The sequence below is a fragment of the Massilia terrae genome, assembly GCF_024753145.1.
In the GTDB taxonomy this organism is placed as follows: Bacteria; Pseudomonadota; Gammaproteobacteria; order Burkholderiales; family Burkholderiaceae_D; genus Telluria; species Telluria terrae.
Genome location: NZ_JANUGU010000006.1, coordinates 13,253 through 33,217, shown reverse-complemented (window position 1 = coordinate 33,217; position 19,965 = coordinate 13,253). Strand labels below are relative to the sequence as shown.

Sequence of the window (19,965 nt, the reverse complement as noted above, 5' to 3'; positions counted from 1 at the left end):
CGGCTTTCCGAGAAATGCAACCATAACGTTGCGTATTTGCGCAAACAAAAACGCGGCGCCGGAAATCCGGTCGCCGCGTTGTCTGCGGGGAAGCGGGCTGAGGTCAGCCGCGGGCTGCGACCACGCGCTCGGCGTGCAGGGCGCGGCGCTGGGCCAGTTCGGCGCGGGCGGTGATGCGCTGGCGGATCACCAGCACGAAGGCACGGCCGATGCCCTTGAGCAGCGGGCGGAAGATCATCGCGATGGAGGCCAGCACGGTCATCAGCAGCATGCCATGCATCGCCTCTGCGAAGGACATGCCCTGGATCATGGTTTCACTGAAAGACATTTTCTCTACTCTGTTTCGATTCGTTGACAGTTGGAACTATAGTGCGTTGCAACATATAAATCTAATTCTGTTTCCAAATGAGGCTTATATCGATTGTGAATGGAAAAACGGGTACACTTGGGATCCTCCCAACCGCTCGCTGACGCCACATGAGTTTCCTGACGCTTGACCTGAACCTGCTGCGGGTGTTCGACGCCGTGATGACGGAACAGAACCTGACCCGCGCGGCCGGCCATCTGGCGATGACCCAGCCGGCCGTCTCGAACGCGATCAAGCGCCTGCGCGAGACCCTCGGCGACGAACTGCTGATCCGCACCGCCTACGGCGTCAAACCGACCCCGCGCGCGGAAGCGATGTGGCCGCAGGTGCGCGCCGCGCTGGCGTCGATGGAGGCGGCGGTGATGCCGGAAACCTTCGATGTGTCGAAGGCCCAGGCCACCTTCCGCCTGGCGATGGCGGACGCCACCGCGGCCTACTGGCTGCCCTCGCTGATGCGTTCGATCGAGCGGGAGGCGCCGGGCGTCAATATCCGCATGATGCCGCTGACCACGCGCGAGCCGCGGCCGATGTTGCTGCGTGGCGACATCGACCTGGCGGTGGGATTTTTCCCGGGCGTGGCAGCCCAGCTCTCGTATGAAACCGGCTCGCCGATCCGGCACGAGCGCCTGTACTCGGGCGAATACGTGTGCGTGATGCGCAAGCAGCATCCGCTGGCGCGCGGCAAGCTGGATCTCGATGGCTATTGCAAGGCCAACCACTTGCTGGTCAGCTTTTCGGGGCGGGCGCACGGCCTGGTCGACGAAGCGCTGTCGCAGCTGGGCCGCGAGCGGCGCATCCTGCTGACCGTGAACCAATTCTTCACGGCAGGACGGGTGGTGGCCAATTCGGACCTCGTGACGGTGCTGCCCAAGCACCTGATGGTAGCGACCGGCATGGCCGATTCGCTGGTGTGGCGCGAGCTGCCCTTCGCGATGCCGGCCGTGCACCTGGACATGCTGTGGCACGAACGCGACGGCCGCAGCCCGGCCCACCGCTGGCTGCGCCAGAACCTCGAGAGCATGGCGAACAATGCGCAGCCGAAGCCGGAGAAGAGGGCGGCTTGATTGCTGCGTGCGCTAACTGAAGCACGCAAAATGGGATTCCCGCTTGCGCGGGAACGACGGCCGCTCTCAGGCCAGCGCCAACAATAAAGAGAACGTCTCCCCGCAGGAGCGGGAATCCCGTTTTGCAGCGCAGCGTTAGCTCACGCGCTCACTTGATCGGCAACTTGGTGGTGTTCTTTACCTCTTCCATCACCGCATACGTGTGCGTCTCCCGCACCCCCTTCTGCAGCAAGGTCTTGCCCAGGAACTCGCGGTACGCCGCCATATCCTTTACGCGCGCCTTGACCAGGTAGTCGAAGCCGCCAGCCACCATGTGGCACTCCAACACCTCGGGAATTAGCTGTACACTCTGCTTGAACGCATCGAAGACCTCGGGCGTAGTGCGGTCCAGCACCACCTCGATGAATACCAGCAGCGACACATCCAGCAACTGCGGATTGAGCTGCGCCGTATAGCCCATGATGTAACCGGCTTCGTGCAGCTTGCGCACCCGCTCCAGGCAGGCCGCAGGCGACAGGTTCACCCGCGCGGCCAGCTCCACATTGCTGATCCGCCCATCGCTCTGCAGCTCGGCAAGGATTTTCTTGCTTATCTTATCCAGCATCTCGGCTCTCTCTCGGCAATAAATATTATTTGGTGAAATTCTCTCACCAAAAACTATCTTTTGCCAGTCTTCTGTAAATCCAGAATAAATCCAGAAGATTGTCCTCTACAATCGAATCATCTATCCGCAATAAATATCGCGCCCGGCCGCCATGAGCAGCCCGGCGCGTTTTGCTGCAACCCCCATTCGATATTTTTGAAGAGTACACATGCACATCGCCGCCGCCCCGGGCTCCCTGTTCGTTCCTTTCGACGCACTCCAGGCTGAAATCAAGCGCGAGCAGAGTCCGCTGCGCGCCGCCATCACCGCCGCTTACCGCCGTGACGAAACCGAAGCCGTCGAATGGCTGCTGGCCCAGGGCGCGCGCGCCAGCGGCGATGCCTACATGCTGGCACACCGGCTGGTCTCGAGCGTGCGCAGCAAGCGCACCCGCGCCTCCGGCGTCGATGCGCTGATGCACGAATTCTCGCTGTCGTCGGAAGAAGGCGTGGCGCTGATGTGCCTGGCCGAAGCGCTGCTGCGCATCCCCGACATCGCCACCGCCGACCGCCTCATCGCCGACAAAATCAGCAAGGGCGACTGGAAGCGCCACCTGGGCGAATCGCCCTCGCTGTTCGTCAACGCCGCCACCTGGGGTCTGCTGATCACCGGCAAACTGGTGTCCTCCAGCAGCGAAGGCGGCCTCGGTTCCGCGCTCACGCGCCTGATCGCGAAGGGCGGCGAGCCGCTGATCCGCAAGGGCGTCGACGTCGCCATGCGCATGCTCGGCAACCAGTTCGTCACCGGCCAGACCATCGAGGAAGCGCTCAAGAACAGCCTCGACAACGAAGCGCGCGGCTACCGCTATTCCTACGACATGCTGGGCGAGGCCGCGCTGACCGAAGCCGACGCCAGCAACTACTACGCCGCCTACGAAACCGCGATCCACGCGATCGGCAGGGCCTCCAACGGGCGCGGCATCAAGGACGGCCCCGGCATCTCGGTCAAGCTATCGGCCCTGCACCCGCGCTACAGCCGCGCCCAGCACGAGCGCGTGATGAACGAACTGCTGCCGCGCCTGCGCAGCCTGCTGCTGCTGGCCAAGCACTACAACATCGGCCTGAACATCGACGCCGAGGAAGCCGACCGCCTCGAGATCTCGCTCGACATGATGGAAGTGCTGGCCTTCGATCCGGAACTGGCCGGCTTCGACGGCATCGGCTTCGTCATCCAGGCCTATTCCAAGCGCTGCCCGTTCGCGATCGACTACATGGTCGACCTGGCCAAGCGCAGCGGCCGCAAGTTCATGATCCGCCTGGTGAAGGGCGCGTACTGGGACGCCGAAATCAAGCGCGCCCAGGTCGACGGCCTGCCCGGCTACCCGGTGTACACGCGCAAGGTCTACACCGACGTGTCCTACCTCACCTGCGCGCGCAAGCTGCTGGCGGCGACCGACGTCATCTATCCGCAGTTCGCCACCCACAACGCGCACACCCTGTCCGTGATCTACACCTGGGCGCGCGAGGAAGGCGTCACCGATTACGAATTCCAGTGCCTGCACGGCATGGGCGAAACGCTGTACGACCAGGTGGTCGGGAAGGAAAACCTCGGCCGTCCCTGCCGCATCTACGCGCCGGTCGGCTCGCACGAGACGCTGCTGGCCTACCTGGTGCGGCGCCTGCTGGAAAACGGCGCCAACAGCTCCTTCGTCAACCAGATCGTCGACGAAAGCGTGCCGATCGACAGCCTGCTGGCCGATCCTTTCGACACCGCGCGCAGCTACGGCTGCAAGCCGCACCCGGCGATCGCGCTGCCCGTGAACCTGTACGGGGACACGCGCCGGAACTCTGCAGGCACCGACCTGTCCAACGAAGACACCCTGCGCCGCCTGGCGCTCGAACTCGGCAAGCAACGCAGCTACGACGCCGGCCCGCTGGTCGCGGGAGACGTGCAGCCGGCGGCGCCTGCCAATGTCGTCAATCCGGCCCAGCGCGCGGACGTGGTGGGCCAGATTCGCGAAGCGTCTCCTGCGGACGTGCAGGGCGCGCTCGCTGCCGCCGCCGCATTTGCCGGCGAATGGCAAGCCACGCCTGCCGAAACGCGCGCCGGGCTGCTCGAGCGCACCGCCGACCTGTTCGAGCGCGACCACGCCGAACTGATGGCACTGGCCGTGCGCGAGGCCGGCAAGTCGCTGCCGAACGCCATCGCTGAGCTGCGCGAGGCCGTCGACTTCCTGCGCTACTACGCGCAGCAACTGCTGCTTGAGTCGCCGAAGCAGGGCGGCCTGGCTGCGCTTGGCCCGGTCACCTGCATCAGCCCGTGGAACTTCCCGCTGGCCATCTTCACCGGCCAGGTCGCCGCAGCCCTCGCGGCAGGCAATGTGGTGCTGGCAAAGCCGGCCGAGCAGACCCCGCTGATCGCGCACCGCGCCGTCGAGCTGTTCATCGAAGCCGGCTTGCCGCGCGCGGCACTGCAGCTGCTGCCAGGCCGCGGTGAAGTGGTGGGCGCCGCACTCACCGCCGATCCGCGCATCAAGGGCGTGATCTTCACCGGCTCGACCGAAGTGGCGCAGCTGATCAACCGCACGCTGGCCGAACGCGGCATCAAGGAGGGCTGCGACATCGCGCTGATCGCCGAGACCGGCGGCCAGAACGCGCTGATCGTCGATTCCTCGGCACTGCCGGAACAGGTGGTGAACGATGTGCTGAGCTCGGCCTTCGACAGCGCCGGCCAGCGCTGCTCGGCGCTGCGCGTGCTGTTCCTGCAAGAAGAAATCGCGGACAAGACCATCCGCATGCTCAAGGGCGCGATGTCGGAACTGCGCGTCGGCAGCCCGGACCGTCTTGCGATCGACATCGGCCCCGTGATCGATGCAGAAGCCCAGCAAAACCTGCTCGGTCACATCGAGCGCGTGAAGGGCGAGGCCAAGGACTATTTCGCGGTCGACCTCCCGGCCCCGGTCGCGGCCCAAGGCACCTTCGTGCCGCCGACCATGCTCGAGATCGACTCGCTGGCCCAGCTCAAGCGCGAAGTGTTCGGCCCGGTGCTGCACATCGTCCGCTACCAGCGCGCCGACCTCGGCAAGGTGGTCGACCAGATCAACGGCACCGGCTACGGCCTGACCCTGGGTGTGCATTCGCGCATCGACGAGACCATCGATTTCATCACCGCGCGCGCCCACGTCGGCAATATCTACGTGAACCGCAATATCGTCGGCGCGGTGGTCGGCGTGCAGCCCTTTGGCGGCGAAGGCAAATCGGGCACGGGTCCGAAGGCCGGCGGCCCCTTGTATCTCAAGCGCCTGCAGCAGCATGCGGCGCCGCTGATGCAGCACGAACGCCGGGCCGATCCGGGCGTCGCCGCGCTGATCGGCTGGGCGCGTTCAAATGGGCATACCCAGGTGGCCGCACTGGCGGAGAATTATGCACAAGAGGCCCTGGCCGGCGTCACGCTCGAGCTGCCGGGACCGACCGGCGAGCGCAACCGCCTCGCATTCACGCCACGCGGCAACATCCTGTGCGCGGCGGCGACCGCGGAAGGCTTGCTCAACCAGCTGGCCGCCGCCCTGTCCGCAGGCAACCGCGCACTGGTGCCGATCGCCGGCCGCGACCTGCTCAAGGCTGAACTGCCGGCGCAGGCGCGCGACCGGATTCGTTTCCTGAAGGACGAGGAAGTGGCTGGCGCCGAGTTCCAGGCAGCACTGCTGGAAAACGGCATCAATCCGAACATCCGCACCCAGCTGGCGGCCCGTCCGGGGGCGATCGTCGCGCTCATCGATACCGATGCGCAGGACGCAATCCCGGTCTGGCGACTCGTTGCGGAACGTGCTCTCTGCGTCAACACGACGGCGGCTGGCGGTAACGCAAGCCTGATGACGCTGGGTCTGTAATGATGGCGTAGTTTTTATTATTAAAACTTGGAGGCAGACATGTTAGTTGGTGTTCCGAAAGAAATTAAGAACAATGAATTCCGTGTCGGCCTCACGCCGCCATCCGTCCACGAGCTGGTCGCCCATGGCCACAAGGTCATGGTCCAGCAAAATGCCGGCGCCGAAATCGGCCTGACCGACGACCAGTATGTGGCCGCCGGCGCCAGCATCGTCACGACCGCGAAGGAAATCTTCGACAAGGCCGAGATGATCGTGAAGGTGAAGGAACCGCAGCCGACCGAGTGCGCGATGCTGCGGCCCGGCCAGATCCTCTACACCTACCTGCACCTCGCACCGGATCCCGAGCAGACCGCGGCCCTGATCAAGTCCGGCGCCATCTGCATCGCCTACGAAACCATCACCGGCCCCGGTGGCGGCCTGCCCTTGCTTGCCCCGATGAGCGAAGTGGCCGGCCGGATGTCGATCCAGGCAGGCGCCAGCCACCTCGAGAAATCGAAAGGCGGCATGGGCTTGCTGCTGGGCGGCGTGCCGGGCGTCGCTGCCGGCCACATCGTCATCATCGGCGCCGGCGTGGTCGGCACCAATGCGCTGCAGATGGCGGTTGGCACGGGTGCCCGCGTCACCGTACTGGACAAGAACATCGACCGCCTGCGCCAGCTCGACCTGATCTTCGGCAACCGCATCTCGACCCTGTATTCGAATGCGCATGCCATCGAAGAAGCCGTGCTGTCGGCCGACCTGGTGATCGGTGGCGTGCTGGTACCGGGCGCGGCAGCGCCGAAACTGGTCACCCGCAGCATGATTTCACGGATGAAGAAGGGTGCCGTAGTGGTGGACGTGGCGATCGACCAGGGCGGCTGCTTCGAAACCTCGCACCCGACCACCCATGCCGAACCGACCTTCGTCGTCGACGGCGTGATCCACTACTGCGTCGCCAATATGCCGGGCGCGGTCGCCCGTACCTCGACCTTTGCGCTGAACAACGCCACCATCGGTCACGCCGTCGCCCTGGCCAACAAGGGCTGGCGCCAAGCCCTGAAGGACGATGCCAACCTGCGCAATGGCCTGAACGTCTGCCAGGGCAAGGTCACCTACGCAGCCGTGGCCAAAGATCTGGGCTACGACTACGTGCCGGCGGAATCGATGCTCGGATAATCCGCGCCAGCCTGCTCGCAAAAACGCCGGACGATATGGAAGGCGTACTGCGCGGCCACTGACTTCACGAAACGCATGAAGTCGGTGGCCGCGTTTTCATTGGCGTTGTCCGAAATGGCACGGATGACGGCGAACGGCACCCCGAGCTCATGGCAGGCCTGGGCAACGGCGGCGCCCTCCATTTCCACCGCAAGCAGCCCGGGCAGCTCGCCATTGAGCTTGTTCAGGTGTTCCTTGTCCTTCATGAACAAATCACCACTGGCAACCAGGCCGCGATGAATGCGTGGCTGGGCCAGCTGGAATGCCGCCCTTTCGGTCTCGCTGATCGCTTCCTCGAGATGATTGTCCAGGAACCATTGCGCGGCCTCCAAGAGGCCCTGGCCAAGCCGATGGTCAGCCATGAAATGCGTCCGACCCGTCAGCGGCACTTCGAAACGCGGGAACAAGGGACTGGCGTCCATATCGTGCTGGACCAGCGATTCCGCGATCACGATGTCGCCCACCTTGATGTTTTTGTCACCAGCGCCTGCAACGCCGGTAAAGAGAATGTGGGTAACTCCGAATTTTTCCACAAGGGTTGTCGCTGTCATGGCGGCAGCAACCTTGCCAATTCGCGATAAAACGCACACAGCGTCGATTTTCCAGAGCTGTCCGACAAAGTACTCGCGTTTGGCATGGATGAGCCTGGAGGGGCTTTCCATGGCTTCCACGAGACCTTGCTGTTCTTCAGCCAGGGCGCTGATGATTCCGAGACGCATATTGTTGTGCCGGCTGTGGCCGGTAGGAAGAGGAAAAACCGCTGGCAGCGGAGTTCTCCATATATAAGTTAAAAGATGAGTATACGAAGATGGTAGTGATAGTAAACGCCGCGGGAACTGTGGACAAGTTCGTTTTTCTCCACAACATCAGTAGTTTACGGTCCCGCAAACTTGCTGGACAAATGCTGCGTCTGGCTTGAACGTAAACTGGACAAAAAATCCAGCCTCGCCAGAAACCAGCTTTTTTCACATCTCATCCTGTGGATATGCAGTTGGTTTTCCACAATCAACCCTGAAAACGGGCCGAAACACTGGCTCACAGCCGCTCATCTGTGAACAACTCATTGAATATCCACAGCATGACTTGTGAAGAAACCTGCATTCGGGAAGTCGTCCATTTTTTGTTCAGTTTACGTTCAACGCCCGTGCACGCGTTGTTCAGCCAGTTCTGGATGACGTAAACCATTGACGCTGTGGAGAAAATCGAACTTATCAACAGTTTGGTGCGCGTTTACTATCACTATCAACTTCGTATACACATCTTTTAACTTATATATGGAAAAGTCGGTTCTGCTATCCTTGCCAAGCAGGAATCTTCTGAAGCGCAGTGCCCTGAAAGGACGAGCAGCGTGGAATCAGCAGGTGAATACGACTACATCATCATCGGTGCAGGCACCGCTGGCTGTGTTCTTGCCAACCGTCTCAGCCAGAACCCACAGCTCCACATCCTGCTGATCGAAGCTGGCGGTAAAGACGACTACCTCTGGATCCACATCCCTGTCGGCTACCTCTACTGCATCGGCAATCCCCGCACCGATTGGCTGTTCAATACCGAACCCGATCCCGGACTCGCTGGCCGCTCCTTGATCTACCCTCGAGGCAAGGTCCTGGGCGGTAGTTCCTCGATCAACGGCATGATCTACATGCGTGGCCAGAAGCCGGATTACGATCGCTGGGCAGAACTGTCTGGCGATGCGTCCTGGCGATGGGAAAACGTCCTGCCCATCTTCAAGAAGAGTGAAGACCACCATGGCGGTGACAGTGAACTGCATGGTGCTGGTGGCGAATGGCGCGTCGAAAAACAGAGACTGTCCTGGTCCATCCTGGATGCTTTTCGCGACGCTGCTGAACAAACCGGCATCGCCAAAATCGATGATTTCAATGGCGGAGATAACGCCGGCTGTGCTTATTTCGAAGTCAACCAGCGCCGTGGCATCCGCCTGAATACGGCGAAGGCTTTCCTCAAGCCTGCCGGCAAACGATCCAACCTGACGATCATGACCGGCTGTCACGTCGAACGGCTGCTGCTCGAGAAGACGGAACAGGGCACGCGCTGCAAGGGCGTGCAATTCGCCGGTGGTGGCAAGGTGTTCACGGCCATCGCACACCGCGAGACGCTGCTCTGCGCCGGCGCCATCGGTTCGCCGCAGATTCTCCAGCTATCCGGCATCGGCCCAGCTGAGCATTTGCATCGCAACGGCATCGAGCCGCTGGCCGATTCGCCAGGCGTGGGCGAAAACCTGCAGGATCATCTGCAGCTGCGGATGGTTTTCAAGGTCACGGGCGCCAAAACCCTGAACACGACTGCGGCGAACTGGTTCGGCAAGATGCGCATCGGCCTGCAATACGCGATGTTCCAGAGTGGCCCGATGTCGATGGCGCCATCCCAGCTCGGCGCCTTTGCCTATTCGGATTCCAGCCAATCTTCACCGAACCTGGAATACCACGTTCAACCGCTTTCGCTGGAAAAATTCGGTGATCCGCTTCACGCCTTCCCGGCATTTACGGCGAGCGTCTGCAACCTGAGGCCGACCTCGCGCGGCCATGTACGCATCGCCTCCAATGACAGCTACGCCGCACCCAAAATCACGCCAAATTACCTGAGCACGACGGAAGACCGAAAGGTCGCCGCACAATCGCTGCAGCTCACGCGAAGGATCGCCGCCGCTCCCGCGCTCGCCAAATACAAGCCGGAAGAGATCAAGCCGGGCGTGCATCACCAGACCGAAGAAGAGCTGGCAGCAGCCGCTGGCCTGATCGGCACCACGATTTTTCATCCTGTCGGCACCTGCAAGATGGGCGCGCCGGATGATCCGATGGCCGTGGTCGACAGCCAGTTGCGGGTGAAGGGAGTCGATAGATTGCGCGTGGTCGATGCATCGATCATGCCGTTCATCACGTCGGGCAATACCAATTCCCCGACCCTGATGATCGCGGAGAAGACGGCGGCACAGATCCTGGCGAATCACCCGCGCTAAAGCCCTGGGAAAATTCGCACACCCGGTCTGCGCCGAAGCGGGCGCACGCGCACGGCAGTTTATTTGTGACCCCCTGACGATATTGGTATTATTTCTTAAACAAGAAACGCACGGGAGACACGATGGCGGACGCCATTCTGGAAACGCGGCACCTGAGCAAATCCTTCAAGGGTTTCACCGCCGTCCATGACGTCAGCCTGAACGTGCAGCGCGGCCACATCCACGCGCTGATCGGCCCCAACGGCGCCGGCAAGACGACCTGCTTCAACCTCCTCACCAAATTCCTTGTCCCGACCGATGGCCAGATCCTGTTCAACGGACGCGACATCACCAATGCCAAACCGGCCCACATCGCCCGCATGGGCATCATCAGGTCTTTCCAGATCTCCGCGGTCTTCCCGCACCTGACAGTGCTCCAGAACGTCCGTATCGGCCTCCAGCGCGAGTTAGGCACCACCTACCAGTTCTGGCGCAGTGAACGCAGCCTGGACCGTTTAAACGATCGTGCGATGGCCTTGCTGGCCGAGGTGGACCTGTCCGCTTTTGCCGACACCGTCACCGCCGACCTGCCGTACGGCCGCAAGCGCGCCCTCGAGATCGCTACCACGCTGGCGATGGAACCCGAGCTAATGCTGCTCGACGAGCCGACCCAGGGCATGGGCCACGAGGACGTGCACCGCGTGACCAGCCTGATCAAGAAGGTATCGGCCGGCCGCACGATCCTGATGGTCGAACACAATATGAACGTGGTGTCCGGCATTTGCGACCGGATCTCGGTGCTGCAGCGCGGCTCCGTGCTGGCGGAAGGAAGCTACGACGAGGTATCGCGCAATCCGGAGGTCATGGAAGCCTATATGGGCACCGCGGGCGGCGAACTGGGAGGCGTGCACTGATGGCGGCCGCCCTCGAGATCGCCGGCCTGCAGGCCTGGTACGGCGAATCGCACATCCTGCATGGCATCAACCTCACCGTGAACCCGGGCGAGGTGGTGACGCTGCTGGGCCGTAATGGTTCCGGACGGACGACGACGCTGCGCGCAATCATGGGGCTGACAGGAAAACGTACCGGCTCCATCAAGATCAATGGCGTGGAATCAATCGGACTGCCGACCCACAAGATCGCGCACCTGGGCCTTGCTTATTGTCCCGAAGAGCGGGGGATTTTTGCCTCGCTGTCCACCGAAGAAAACCTGATGCTGCCGCCGATGCTGGCCGACCGCAGTGCCGCCATGCCGGTGCAGGAGATTTACGAGATGTTCCCGAACCTGCTGGAGCGGCGCAACAGCCCCGGCACGCGCTTATCCGGCGGCGAGCAGCAGATGCTGGCGGTGGCCCGCATCCTGCGCACCGGAGCGCGCCTGCTGCTGCTGGACGAGATTTCGGAAGGCCTGGCGCCGGTGATCGTGCAGAGCCTGGCGCGCATGATCACGACGCTCAGGCAAAAGGGCTACACGATCGTCATGGTCGAACAAAACTTCCGCTTTGCCGCGCCGCTGGCGGACCGCTTTTATGTCATCGAACACGGACAAGTCGTCGAAACCATCGCCGCACAAGACCTGAATGCCAAGATGCCCGTGCTGACCGAACTGCTCGGCGTTTAACCAACCCATCTTTATTCGAACGGAGACAACATGAATCGCAAAGCAATCGCTCTCGCCGCCGCTGCTCTTGCCGCCGGCATGTCGGTGTCGGCCCAGGCGCAAATCTCCAACAATACGATCAAGATCGGCTTCCTGACCGATATGTCGGGCGTGTATGCGGACGTGGACGGCAATGGCGGCGCCGAGGCGATCAAGATGGCGATCGCCGATATGGGCGGGACGATCAATGGCAAGAAGATCGAATTCATCTCGGCGGACCACCAGAACAAGGGCGATATCGCATCGACCAAGGCGCGCGAGTGGTTCGACCAGCAGGGCGTGGATCTGCTGATCGGCGGGACCAATTCGACCGCGAGCCTGGCGATGGCCAAAGTGGCGCAGGAAAAGAAGAGGGTGTTCATTGTGAGCGGCGCCGGCGCTTCCGCGCTGACCAATGAACAATGCTCGCCCTACACCGTGCATTACACCTACGACACCGTGGCGCTGGCGCGCGGCACCGGATCGGAAATCGTGAAGCAGGGCGGCAAGAGCTGGTTTTTCCTGACCGCGGATTATGCCTTCGGCCAGTCGCTGGAGAAGGACACGGCCGATGTCGTCAAAGCCAGTGGCGGCACGGTGCTGGGCAGCGTCAAGCATCCGCTGGGCGCGTCGGATTTCTCGTCCTTCCTGCTGCAGGCGCAATCGTCCAAGGCGCAGGTGCTCGGCCTGGCCAATGCCGGCGGCGATTTCATCAATTCGGTGAAGGCGGCCAATGAATTCGGCATCACCAGGAAAATGAAGATCGCCGGGCTGCTGGTATTCATCAACGATATCAACACGCTCGGATTGAATACGACCCAAGGCTTGTACCTGACCGATGGCTGGTATTGGGACCAGAGCGCGGAAAGCCGCGCCTGGGCCAAGCGCTATTTCGCCAAGATGAAGAAGATGCCGTCGATGGTGCAGGCCGGCGACTATTCCCTGACGATGGCTTACCTGAATGCCGTCAAGGCCACCGGGACCGACGATGCGGACAAGGTCATGGCCTACCTGAAGAAAACCAGGATCGACGACATGTTCACCAAAAACGGCGTGATCCGTCCCGACGGCCGCATGGTGCATGACATGTACCTGATGCAGGTGAAGACGCCGAAGGAATCGAAAGGGGCGTGGGACTACTACAAGCTGGTGGCGACCATTCCGGGTGATAAGGCGTACACGACCAAGGCCGAATCGAAGTGCACGGCGTGGAAGTAATCGTTACTCCTGCTATATCCACAGTCGTTGCTCCCGCGAACGGGCTAGGCGCCCCCCGGAGAACCCCATTTTGCTCGCGGGCCGTAGTAAGCGTTATCACCGCTTACGCAAAATGGGGCTCCCGCGTTCGCGAGGGCGACGGCAACTAATCAGTACTGAGCATGGAAATCTTCGGCGTCCCCCTGCAAGCCATGATGAGCCAGCTCCTGCTCGGCCTGGTCAACGGCTCCTTCTACGCGATGCTGTCGCTGGGCCTGGCCGTCATCTTCGGCCTGCTCAACGTCATCAATTTCTCGCACGGCGCGCTCTACATGACCGGCGCCTTCCTGGCCTACATCGGCGTCACGTCCTTCGGCCTGAACTACTGGGGAATGCTCGTGATCGCCCCGCTGCTGGTCGGCCTGTTCGGCATCCTCATCGAGCGGACCATGCTGCGCTGGCTGTACAAGCTCGACCATCTGTACGGATTGCTGCTGACCTTCGGCATCACGCTGTTGCTGGAAGGCCTGTTCCGTTCCTTCTTCGGCGTGTCTGGCCAGACCCTCGAGGTGCCAGAGCAACTGGCCGGCGCCACCGACCTCGGCTTCATGATCCTGCCAAACTATCGCGCCTGGGTGGTCGCCGCCTCGCTGGTGGTCTGCCTCGCCACCTGGTTCGTGATCGAAAAGACCCGCCTCGGCGCCTACCTGCGCGCCGGCACCGAGAACCCCAAACTGGTGGAAGCCTTCGGCATCAACGTTCCCTTGATGGTGACGCTGACCTACGGTTTCGGCGTCGCGCTGGCCGGGCTGGCCGGCGTGCTGGCCGCGCCCGTCATCAACGTCACGCCGCTGATGGGCTCCAACCTCATCATCGTCGTGTTCGCGGTGGTGGTGATCGGCGGCATGGGCTCGATCCTCGGCTCGATCGTCACCGGCCTGGCCCTCGGCGTGATCGAGGGCCTGACCCGGGTCTACTACCCGGAGGGCTCGGAAGTCGTCGTGTTCGTGGTGATGGTGATCGTGCTGCTGCTGCGTCCGGCCGGCCTGTTCGGCAAAGAGAAATGAAAGGGCAGGGATGAACAAGAAAATCGGCTATGCGCTGGCGCTGGTGATCGTCCTTGCCGCGCCCTTCATCGGCTACCCGGTGTTCCTGATGAAGATGCTGTGCTTCGGCCTGTTCGCCTGCGCGTTCAACCTGCTGATCGGCTACACCGGGCTGCTGTCCTTCGGCCACGCGGCATTTCTCGGCACGGCTGGCTACATCGCCGGCCACGCGCTGGCGGTGCTTGGCCTGCCGTTTGAAGCCGGCATCCTGCTCGGCGTGCTGGGCGCGGCGTTGCTGGGCCTGGGGATGGGCTTGCTGGCCATCCGCCGTCAGGGCATCTATTTCGCCATGATCACGCTGGCGCTGGCCCAGATGGTCTATTTCGCGGCCCTGCGCATTCCCTACACGCATGGCGAGGATGGCCTGCAGGGCGTGCCGCGCGGACGCCTGCTGGGCCTGCTCGACCTGTCCAAGGACCTGACCATGTACTATGTGGTCCTCGCGATCTGCATCGGCGGCTTTGCCCTGATTGTGCGCACCGTGCATTCGCCGTTTGGACAGGTACTCAAGGCAATCCGCGAAAACGAGCCCAGGGCGGTTTCTTTGGGTTATGACGTGGATCGCTACAAACTGCTCGCGTTCGTGCTTTCTGCGGCCATTGCGGGCCTCGCAGGGGCCACCAAAGCCGTTGTGCTCGGCTTCGAAACGCTGACGGACGTGCACTGGACCCTGTCCGGCCTCGTCATCCTGATGACGCTCGTGGGCGGCATGGGGACGCTGTTCGGACCGGTGCTGGGCGCCTTTATCATCGTCGCGCTGGAAAACAAGCTGGGCGACCTGGGCAATTTCCTGGCGCGGCTGACCGGGGTCGACTGGTTCTCGACCTTGGGCGATTCGGTCGGCATCGTGACCGGGCTGATCTTTGTGGCCTGTGTGCTGCTGTTCCGGCGCGGCATCGTCGGTGAGCTCGCCGGCTTCGTTCGGGCCCGAAGCAAGGCTTGAGCTATTGCTGCTATGCAACAAGAGGGCGGCTTGGCCGCCCTTGCTTTTTGGCCCGTCAGCGCTGTTAACAACTTTGTGGATAAGGACGCCGCACTGTTGCTCCTCGGCAGCTACTGCAAAATCATATTTTGTGTCAGGACAGGCGCGAGAATTTCTGCGAAAACCCTGCTTTGGCTCCCCAGCCAGGAAGCAATCCGGTTTGCTTGCAGATAATACCTGGGCGTGCCTGAAAATGGCCCTGCCCATGGTACCGCCTTTTCCTGGAATCCCTATTTCCCTAGGCTTTCTTTCGCAGCACGGCCGAAACAAGTCCATCCCTTCGGCCGTCGCTTCCCGGTTCGAAAAACATAAATGAACGCGGATCGGGTCGTGCCTTGGCCTCGTCTTTAATTGTTTCATCCTCCGCGAAAGTGCTGCCGAGTGTATCGATTTACGGGGACTTCGCTGGCCGTGATTATCGCTTTCGTCGCTGTGGGTAACTTTGTGGATAGCGACGCCGATGGGTGCCTGGCACGATCGCTCGTCTGCTGAAATTGCGGGCAACCAACTCGCCTGCTGACCTTGCCTTACAATTGCTTACTCTTCGCTGTTCGCCAGAAAGTTGTTGATGCTTGAAATTGCTTTGCTCGGCCTCGCGTCCTTCGGCGCCGGCCTGGTCGATTCCGTTGTCGGCGGTGGCGGCCTGATCCAGCTCCCCGCCGTGTTCGCCCTGCTCCCCAACCAGACCCCGGCCACGCTGCTGGGCACGAACAAGCTGGCCAGCATGTTCGGCACGACCTCGGCGGCGGTCAGCTATTCGCGGCGCGTTCGTGTTGCCTGGAGCGCCGCGGCGCCGGCGGCCATTGCGGCCTTCATCGCCTCCTTCTTCGGTGCCTGGACCGTGAGCAAAGTTCCGGCCGATTTTGTCCGCGGACTCTTGCCCTTCGTGCTGGTCGCAGTCGCTGTCTACACCTTCCGCAAGAAGGACCTGGGTTCGGTCCACGCGCCCTTGCACAGCGGCTGGAAGGAAATGGCTTTGGCCATCGTGCTCGGCGGCGTCATCGGCTTCTACGACGGCTTCTTCGGTCCGGGGACCGGTAGCTTCCTACTCTTTCTGTTCGTCCGCTTTTTCGGCTTCGATTTCCTTGGCGCTTCCGCGGCGGCCAAGGTCGTCAACGTCGGCAGCAACCTCTCGGCCCTGATCTGGTTCGGCTACAGTGGCCACCTGATGTGGCAGCTCGGGCTGTCGATGGCCGTGTGCCAGGTGGCGGGTTCCATCGTCGGCACCCGCCTTGCACTGAAGCATGGTACTGGCTTCGTCCGTAAGCTCTTCCTCACCGTTGTCTCCGTGCTAATCGTAAAGACGGCTTACACGGCCTTCCTCGGCTGACTCTGCTGTTCCACGTGAAACAAACCGGCCGACCCGGCGCTGGATGTTTCACGTGGAACATAATGCGTTGCAGACACCATAGCCACAGAAAACTGTTCCACGTGGAACATATTTCGGCGCTTTTCTCGGCGGCACGGCTTTCGCAAACAAAAAGCCTCTATAATCCCTTCTCGTACTCCTCGCAACACAATCCACCATGCTATTTCCTACTGAATTCGACGTGATTGTCGTCGGCGGTGGCCATGCCGGCACCGAAGCCGCGCTCGCTTCTGCCCGTACCGGACAGAAGACGCTGCTGCTCACGCACAACATCGAGACCCTCGGCCAGATGTCCTGCAACCCGTCCATCGGCGGCATCGGCAAGGGTCACCTGGTCAAGGAAGTCGATGCGCTGGGCGGCGCGATGGCGATCGCCACCGATGAATCCGGCATCCAGTTCCGTATCCTCAACTCGTCCAAGGGACCGGCCGTGCGCGCCACCCGCGCCCAAGCCGACCGGCTGCTGTACAAGCAGGCGATCCGTTCCCGCCTGGAAAACCAGCCCAATCTGTGGCTGTTCCAGCAGGCCGTAGACGACTTGATGGTGGAGGGCGACCGCGTGGTTGGCGCGGTGACCCAGATCGGCCTGCAGTTCCGTTCGCGCGCCGTTGTGTTGACCGCCGGTACTTTCCTAGACGGGAAGATCCACGTTGGCCTGCAGAATTACTCGGCGGGCCGGGCAGGGGATCCGCCCGCGCTGTCGCTGTCGGCGCGCCTGAAGGAACTCAAGCTGCCGCAAGGCCGCCTGAAAACCGGCACGCCGCCGCGCATCGACGGCCGCAGCATCGACTTCTCGGCCCTGACCGAACAGCCGGGCGACCTCGATCCGGTGCCGGTGTTCTCGTACATGGGCAACGTGGCGATGCATCCGCGCCAGGTGCCGTGCTGGGTCACGCACACCAACGCCCAGACCCACGAGATCATCCGCAATGGCCTCGACCGCAGCCCGATGTACACCGGCGTGATCGAAGGCGTCGGCCCGCGCTACTGCCCCTCGATCGAGGACAAGATCCACCGCTTCGCCTCCAAGGAATCGCACCAGATCTTCCTCGAGCCGGAAGGGCTGACCACCAACGAGTTCTACCCGAACGGGATCTCGACCAGCCTGCCGTTCGACGTCCAGATCAACCTGGTGCGCTCGATGCGCGGCCTGGAGAATGCGCACATCCTGCGCCCCGGCTACGCGATCGAATACGACTACTTCGACCCGCGCGGCCTCAAGGCCTCGCTCGAAACCAAGGCCATCCAGGGCCTGTTCTTCGCCGGCCAGATCAACGGCACCACCGGCTACGAAGAAGCCGCCGCACAGGGCCTGCTGGCCGGCCTGAACGCCGCCCTGCAGACCCAGGGCAAGCCGGCATGGACTCCGGGCCGCCACGAGGCCTACCTCGGCGTGCTGGTCGACGACCTGACCACGCAGGGGGTGGCCGAGCCCTACCGCATGTTCACCAGCCGCGCCGAATACCGCCTGTCGCTGCGCGAGGATAACGCCGACATGCGCCTGACCGAAGCCGGCCGTAAGCTGGGTGTGGTCGGCGACGCCCAATGGGCCGCATTCGAAGCCAAGCGCGAAGCGGTGGAGCTGGAGCTGCAGCGCCTGCGCTCGACCTGGGTCAACCCGCGCATCCTGGCCGCCGCCGAATCCGAGCGCGTGGTGGGCCAGGCGATCGAGCGCGAATACACGCTGGCCGACCTGCTGCGCCGCCCCGGCGTCGAGTACGACAAGCTGATGACCATGCAGGGCGTCGAGGGCGCCGCGCTGGCCGGCCCCGGCGTCGAGGATCCTGCGGTGCGCGAACAGGTCGAAATCCAGATCAAGTACGCCGGCTACATCGACCGCCAGGCGCGCGAAGTGGAGCGCCACGACCACTACGAAAACCTGAAACTGCCGCAGGAACTGAACTACCACGAGATCACCGCGCTCTCGATCGAAGTGCGCCAGAAGCTCGACAAGCAGCGTCCGGAGACCCTGGGCCAGGCCTCGCGCATCTCGGGCGTCACGCCGGCGGCGATTTCGCTGCTGCTCGTGTTCCTGAAGAAGAAGGGCTTCAAGGGCTTCACCACGCAGGGCGAGGAGGCGGCTTGATGCGGGGAGGATTCGATCGGCCGGCACTGGAAAAAGTGCTGGAGCAGGGCATCAGGCAACTTGGCCTGGACCTGACGGCAGCGCAGCAAAAACAGCTGATGGACTACCTGGCCCTGATGGCCAAGTGGAATGCCGTCTACAACCTCACGTCCCTGCGCGACCCGATGCAGATGGTGACCCACCACCTGCTCGATTCGCTGGCCGCGGTGCCGGCATTCGCCGGCGCCCGCAACGTGCTGGACGTGGGCGCGGGCGGCGGCCTGCCCGGCATCGTGCTGGCGATCGCACGGCCGGACATGAAGGTCTCGATGATCGACACCGTGCACAAGAAAACCGCCTTCCTCAAGCAGGTGAAGGCGGAACTCGGCCTGGCCAACGCCAGCGTGCACACGATGAAGGTGCAGGACCTGGAAGTGAGCGACAAATTCGACGTCATCACCTCGCGCGCCTTCGCCGACCTGTCCGATTTCCTGGACTGGTCGGGACACCTGCTGGCCGAGGGCGGGCGATTCATTGCGCTCAAGGGAGTGGCCCCGAAAGACGAGCAGGAGAGGGTGCCGGCAGAGTGGAAAGTAAGCGAGGTCCAGGCGCTGCGGGTGCCAAGCCTGGAAGCGGAGCGGCACCTGGTATTCATCGAGCGGGCAGCGTAATACAATAAACGGTATAAATAGTTTATACCGTTTATACAGTAGAAATTATTTCAATAGTATAAACGGTATAAAACCGTAGAGCGGTTGCGTCCAAAAGGATAAGGGATACATGGCCAAGATATTTTGCGTTGCAAACCAAAAGGGCGGCGTCGGCAAGACCACCACCACTGTCAACCTGTCGGCCGGCCTCGCCAAGCTGAACCAGCGCGTGCTGCTGGTCGACCTGGACCCGCAAGGCAATGCCACGATGGGCGCGGGCATCGACAAGGCCGGCCTGAGCGCTTCCACCTACGAGGTGCTGCTCGGCAGCGCCGAGGTCGAGGCCGCGCGCCAGCGTTCGGAAGCCGGCCGCTTCGACGTCCTGCCCTCCAACCGCGAGCTGGCCGGCGCCGAAGTCGAGATGGTCGAGCTGGACAACCGCGAGAAGCGCCTGAAGGACGCGCTGGCCAAGGTAGACAAGGACTACGACTTCATCCTGATCGACTGCCCGCCCGCGCTGTCGATGCTGACCCTGAACGGCCTGTGCTCCGCGCACGGCGTGATCATCCCGATGCAGTGCGAGTACTACGCGCTCGAGGGCCTGTCGGACCTGGTCAACACCATCAAGAAGGTGCACGCCAACCTGAACCACGACTTGAAGATCATCGGCCTGCTGCGCGTGATGTTCGATCCGCGCATGACGCTGTCTCAGCAGGTCTCGGGCCAGCTGGAACAGCACTTCGGCGACAAGGTGTTCAAGACCATCATCCCGCGCAACGTGCGCCTGGCCGAAGCGCCGTCCTACGGCATCCCGGGCGTCACCTTCGATCCCTCGTCCAAGGGCGCGCAGGCTTACATCGCGTTCGGGGCCGAGATGGTCGAACGCATCAAGACAATGTAATCG

General features: G+C 62.4%; 16 protein-coding genes. 13 read left to right on the top strand and 3 right to left on the bottom strand.

Translation table 11 applies throughout. The features are described 5' to 3' along the window. Window positions 1–103: 103 nt before the first annotated feature. A complete protein-coding gene (locus NX778_RS16865; RefSeq protein ID WP_258812941.1) occupies window positions 104–328 on the bottom strand; it encodes a hypothetical protein in 225 nt (74 codons plus the stop codon). A 149-nt stretch (window positions 329–477) separates the two neighbouring features. On the opposite strand from NX778_RS16865, the gene NX778_RS16860 reads away from it, so the two are divergent. After that, window positions 478–1,431, top strand: coding sequence for a LysR family transcriptional regulator (locus NX778_RS16860; RefSeq protein WP_258812940.1), 954 nt, complete (start codon window positions 478–480; stop codon window positions 1,429–1,431). 148 nt (window positions 1,432–1,579) lie between these two features. On the opposite strand, the gene NX778_RS16855 is transcribed toward NX778_RS16860, so the two are convergent. Further along, a complete protein-coding gene (locus tag NX778_RS16855; RefSeq protein WP_258812939.1) occupies window positions 1,580–2,035 on the bottom strand; it encodes an Lrp/AsnC ligand binding domain-containing protein in 456 nt (151 codons plus the stop codon). 208 nt (window positions 2,036–2,243) lie between these two features. Here NX778_RS16855 and putA point away from each other — a divergent pair, with 208 nt between their 5' ends. Both putA and ald read left to right on the top strand, forming a co-directional pair. Then, window positions 2,244–5,903 carry a trifunctional transcriptional regulator/proline dehydrogenase/L-glutamate gamma-semialdehyde dehydrogenase gene (putA, locus tag NX778_RS16850; RefSeq protein ID WP_258812938.1) on the top strand — a complete coding sequence of 1,220 codons (3,660 nt, stop codon included), beginning with the start codon at window positions 2,244–2,246 and terminating at the stop codon, window positions 5,901–5,903. A 39-nt stretch (window positions 5,904–5,942) separates the two neighbouring features. After that, window positions 5,943–7,058 (top strand): alanine dehydrogenase, encoded by a 1,116-nt coding sequence (gene ald / locus NX778_RS16845; RefSeq protein WP_258812937.1) that lies wholly within the window; start codon window positions 5,943–5,945, stop codon window positions 7,056–7,058. Here ald and NX778_RS16840 read toward each other — a convergent pair. Further along, window positions 7,028–7,816: a 5'-methylthioadenosine/adenosylhomocysteine nucleosidase gene (locus NX778_RS16840; protein WP_258812936.1), complete on the bottom strand. Its 789-nt coding sequence runs from the start codon at window positions 7,814–7,816 to the stop codon at window positions 7,028–7,030. The genes ald and NX778_RS16840 overlap by 31 nt on opposite strands. A 629-nt stretch (window positions 7,817–8,445) precedes the next feature. Between NX778_RS16840 and NX778_RS16835 the strand changes: the two genes are divergently transcribed. The 10 genes from NX778_RS16835 (at window position 8,446) to NX778_RS16790 (ending at window position 19,962) form a co-directional block, all read left to right on the top strand. After that, window positions 8,446–10,074: a GMC family oxidoreductase gene (locus tag NX778_RS16835; protein WP_258812935.1), complete on the top strand. Its 1,629-nt coding sequence runs from the start codon at window positions 8,446–8,448 to the stop codon at window positions 10,072–10,074. Between the two features lie 122 nt (window positions 10,075–10,196). Then, entirely contained in the window at window positions 10,197–10,967 is a 771-nt protein-coding gene (locus NX778_RS16830; protein ID WP_258812934.1) for an ABC transporter ATP-binding protein, read from the top strand. After that, window positions 10,967–11,674 carry an ABC transporter ATP-binding protein gene (locus tag NX778_RS16825; protein ID WP_258812933.1) on the top strand — a complete coding sequence of 236 codons (708 nt, stop codon included), beginning with the start codon at window positions 10,967–10,969 and terminating at the stop codon, window positions 11,672–11,674. Before NX778_RS16830 ends, NX778_RS16825 begins: the two co-directional genes overlap by 1 nt. A gap of 30 nt (window positions 11,675–11,704) precedes the next feature. Further along, complete coding sequence (locus NX778_RS16820; protein WP_258812932.1) at window positions 11,705–12,910, top strand: ABC transporter substrate-binding protein; 1,206 nt, start codon at window positions 11,705–11,707, stop codon at window positions 12,908–12,910. A gap of 161 nt (window positions 12,911–13,071) precedes the next feature. Further along, the gene (locus tag NX778_RS16815) at window positions 13,072–13,956 is read left to right on the top strand and encodes a branched-chain amino acid ABC transporter permease (protein ID WP_258812931.1); all 885 of its coding nucleotides are present in this window, start codon (window positions 13,072–13,074) and stop codon (window positions 13,954–13,956) included. 10 nt (window positions 13,957–13,966) lie between these two features. Next, complete coding sequence (locus NX778_RS16810; protein WP_258812930.1) at window positions 13,967–14,938, top strand: branched-chain amino acid ABC transporter permease; 972 nt, start codon at window positions 13,967–13,969, stop codon at window positions 14,936–14,938. A gap of 607 nt (window positions 14,939–15,545) precedes the next feature. Then, window positions 15,546–16,307 carry a sulfite exporter TauE/SafE family protein gene (locus NX778_RS16805; protein ID WP_258812929.1) on the top strand — a complete coding sequence of 254 codons (762 nt, stop codon included), beginning with the start codon at window positions 15,546–15,548 and terminating at the stop codon, window positions 16,305–16,307. A 196-nt stretch (window positions 16,308–16,503) separates the two neighbouring features. Beyond that, entirely contained in the window at window positions 16,504–18,432 is a 1,929-nt protein-coding gene (mnmG, locus tag NX778_RS16800) for a tRNA uridine-5-carboxymethylaminomethyl(34) synthesis enzyme MnmG (protein ID WP_258812928.1), read from the top strand. Then, window positions 18,432–19,082: a 16S rRNA (guanine(527)-N(7))-methyltransferase RsmG gene (gene rsmG, locus NX778_RS16795; RefSeq protein WP_258812927.1), complete on the top strand. Its 651-nt coding sequence runs from the start codon at window positions 18,432–18,434 to the stop codon at window positions 19,080–19,082. The genes mnmG and rsmG overlap by 1 nt, the downstream gene beginning before the upstream one ends. Before the next feature lie 109 nt (window positions 19,083–19,191). Then, on the top strand, window positions 19,192–19,962 hold the full coding sequence (locus NX778_RS16790) for a ParA family protein (protein ID WP_258812926.1): 771 nt from the start codon (window positions 19,192–19,194) through the stop codon (window positions 19,960–19,962). Window positions 19,963–19,965 lie beyond the last annotated feature (3 nt).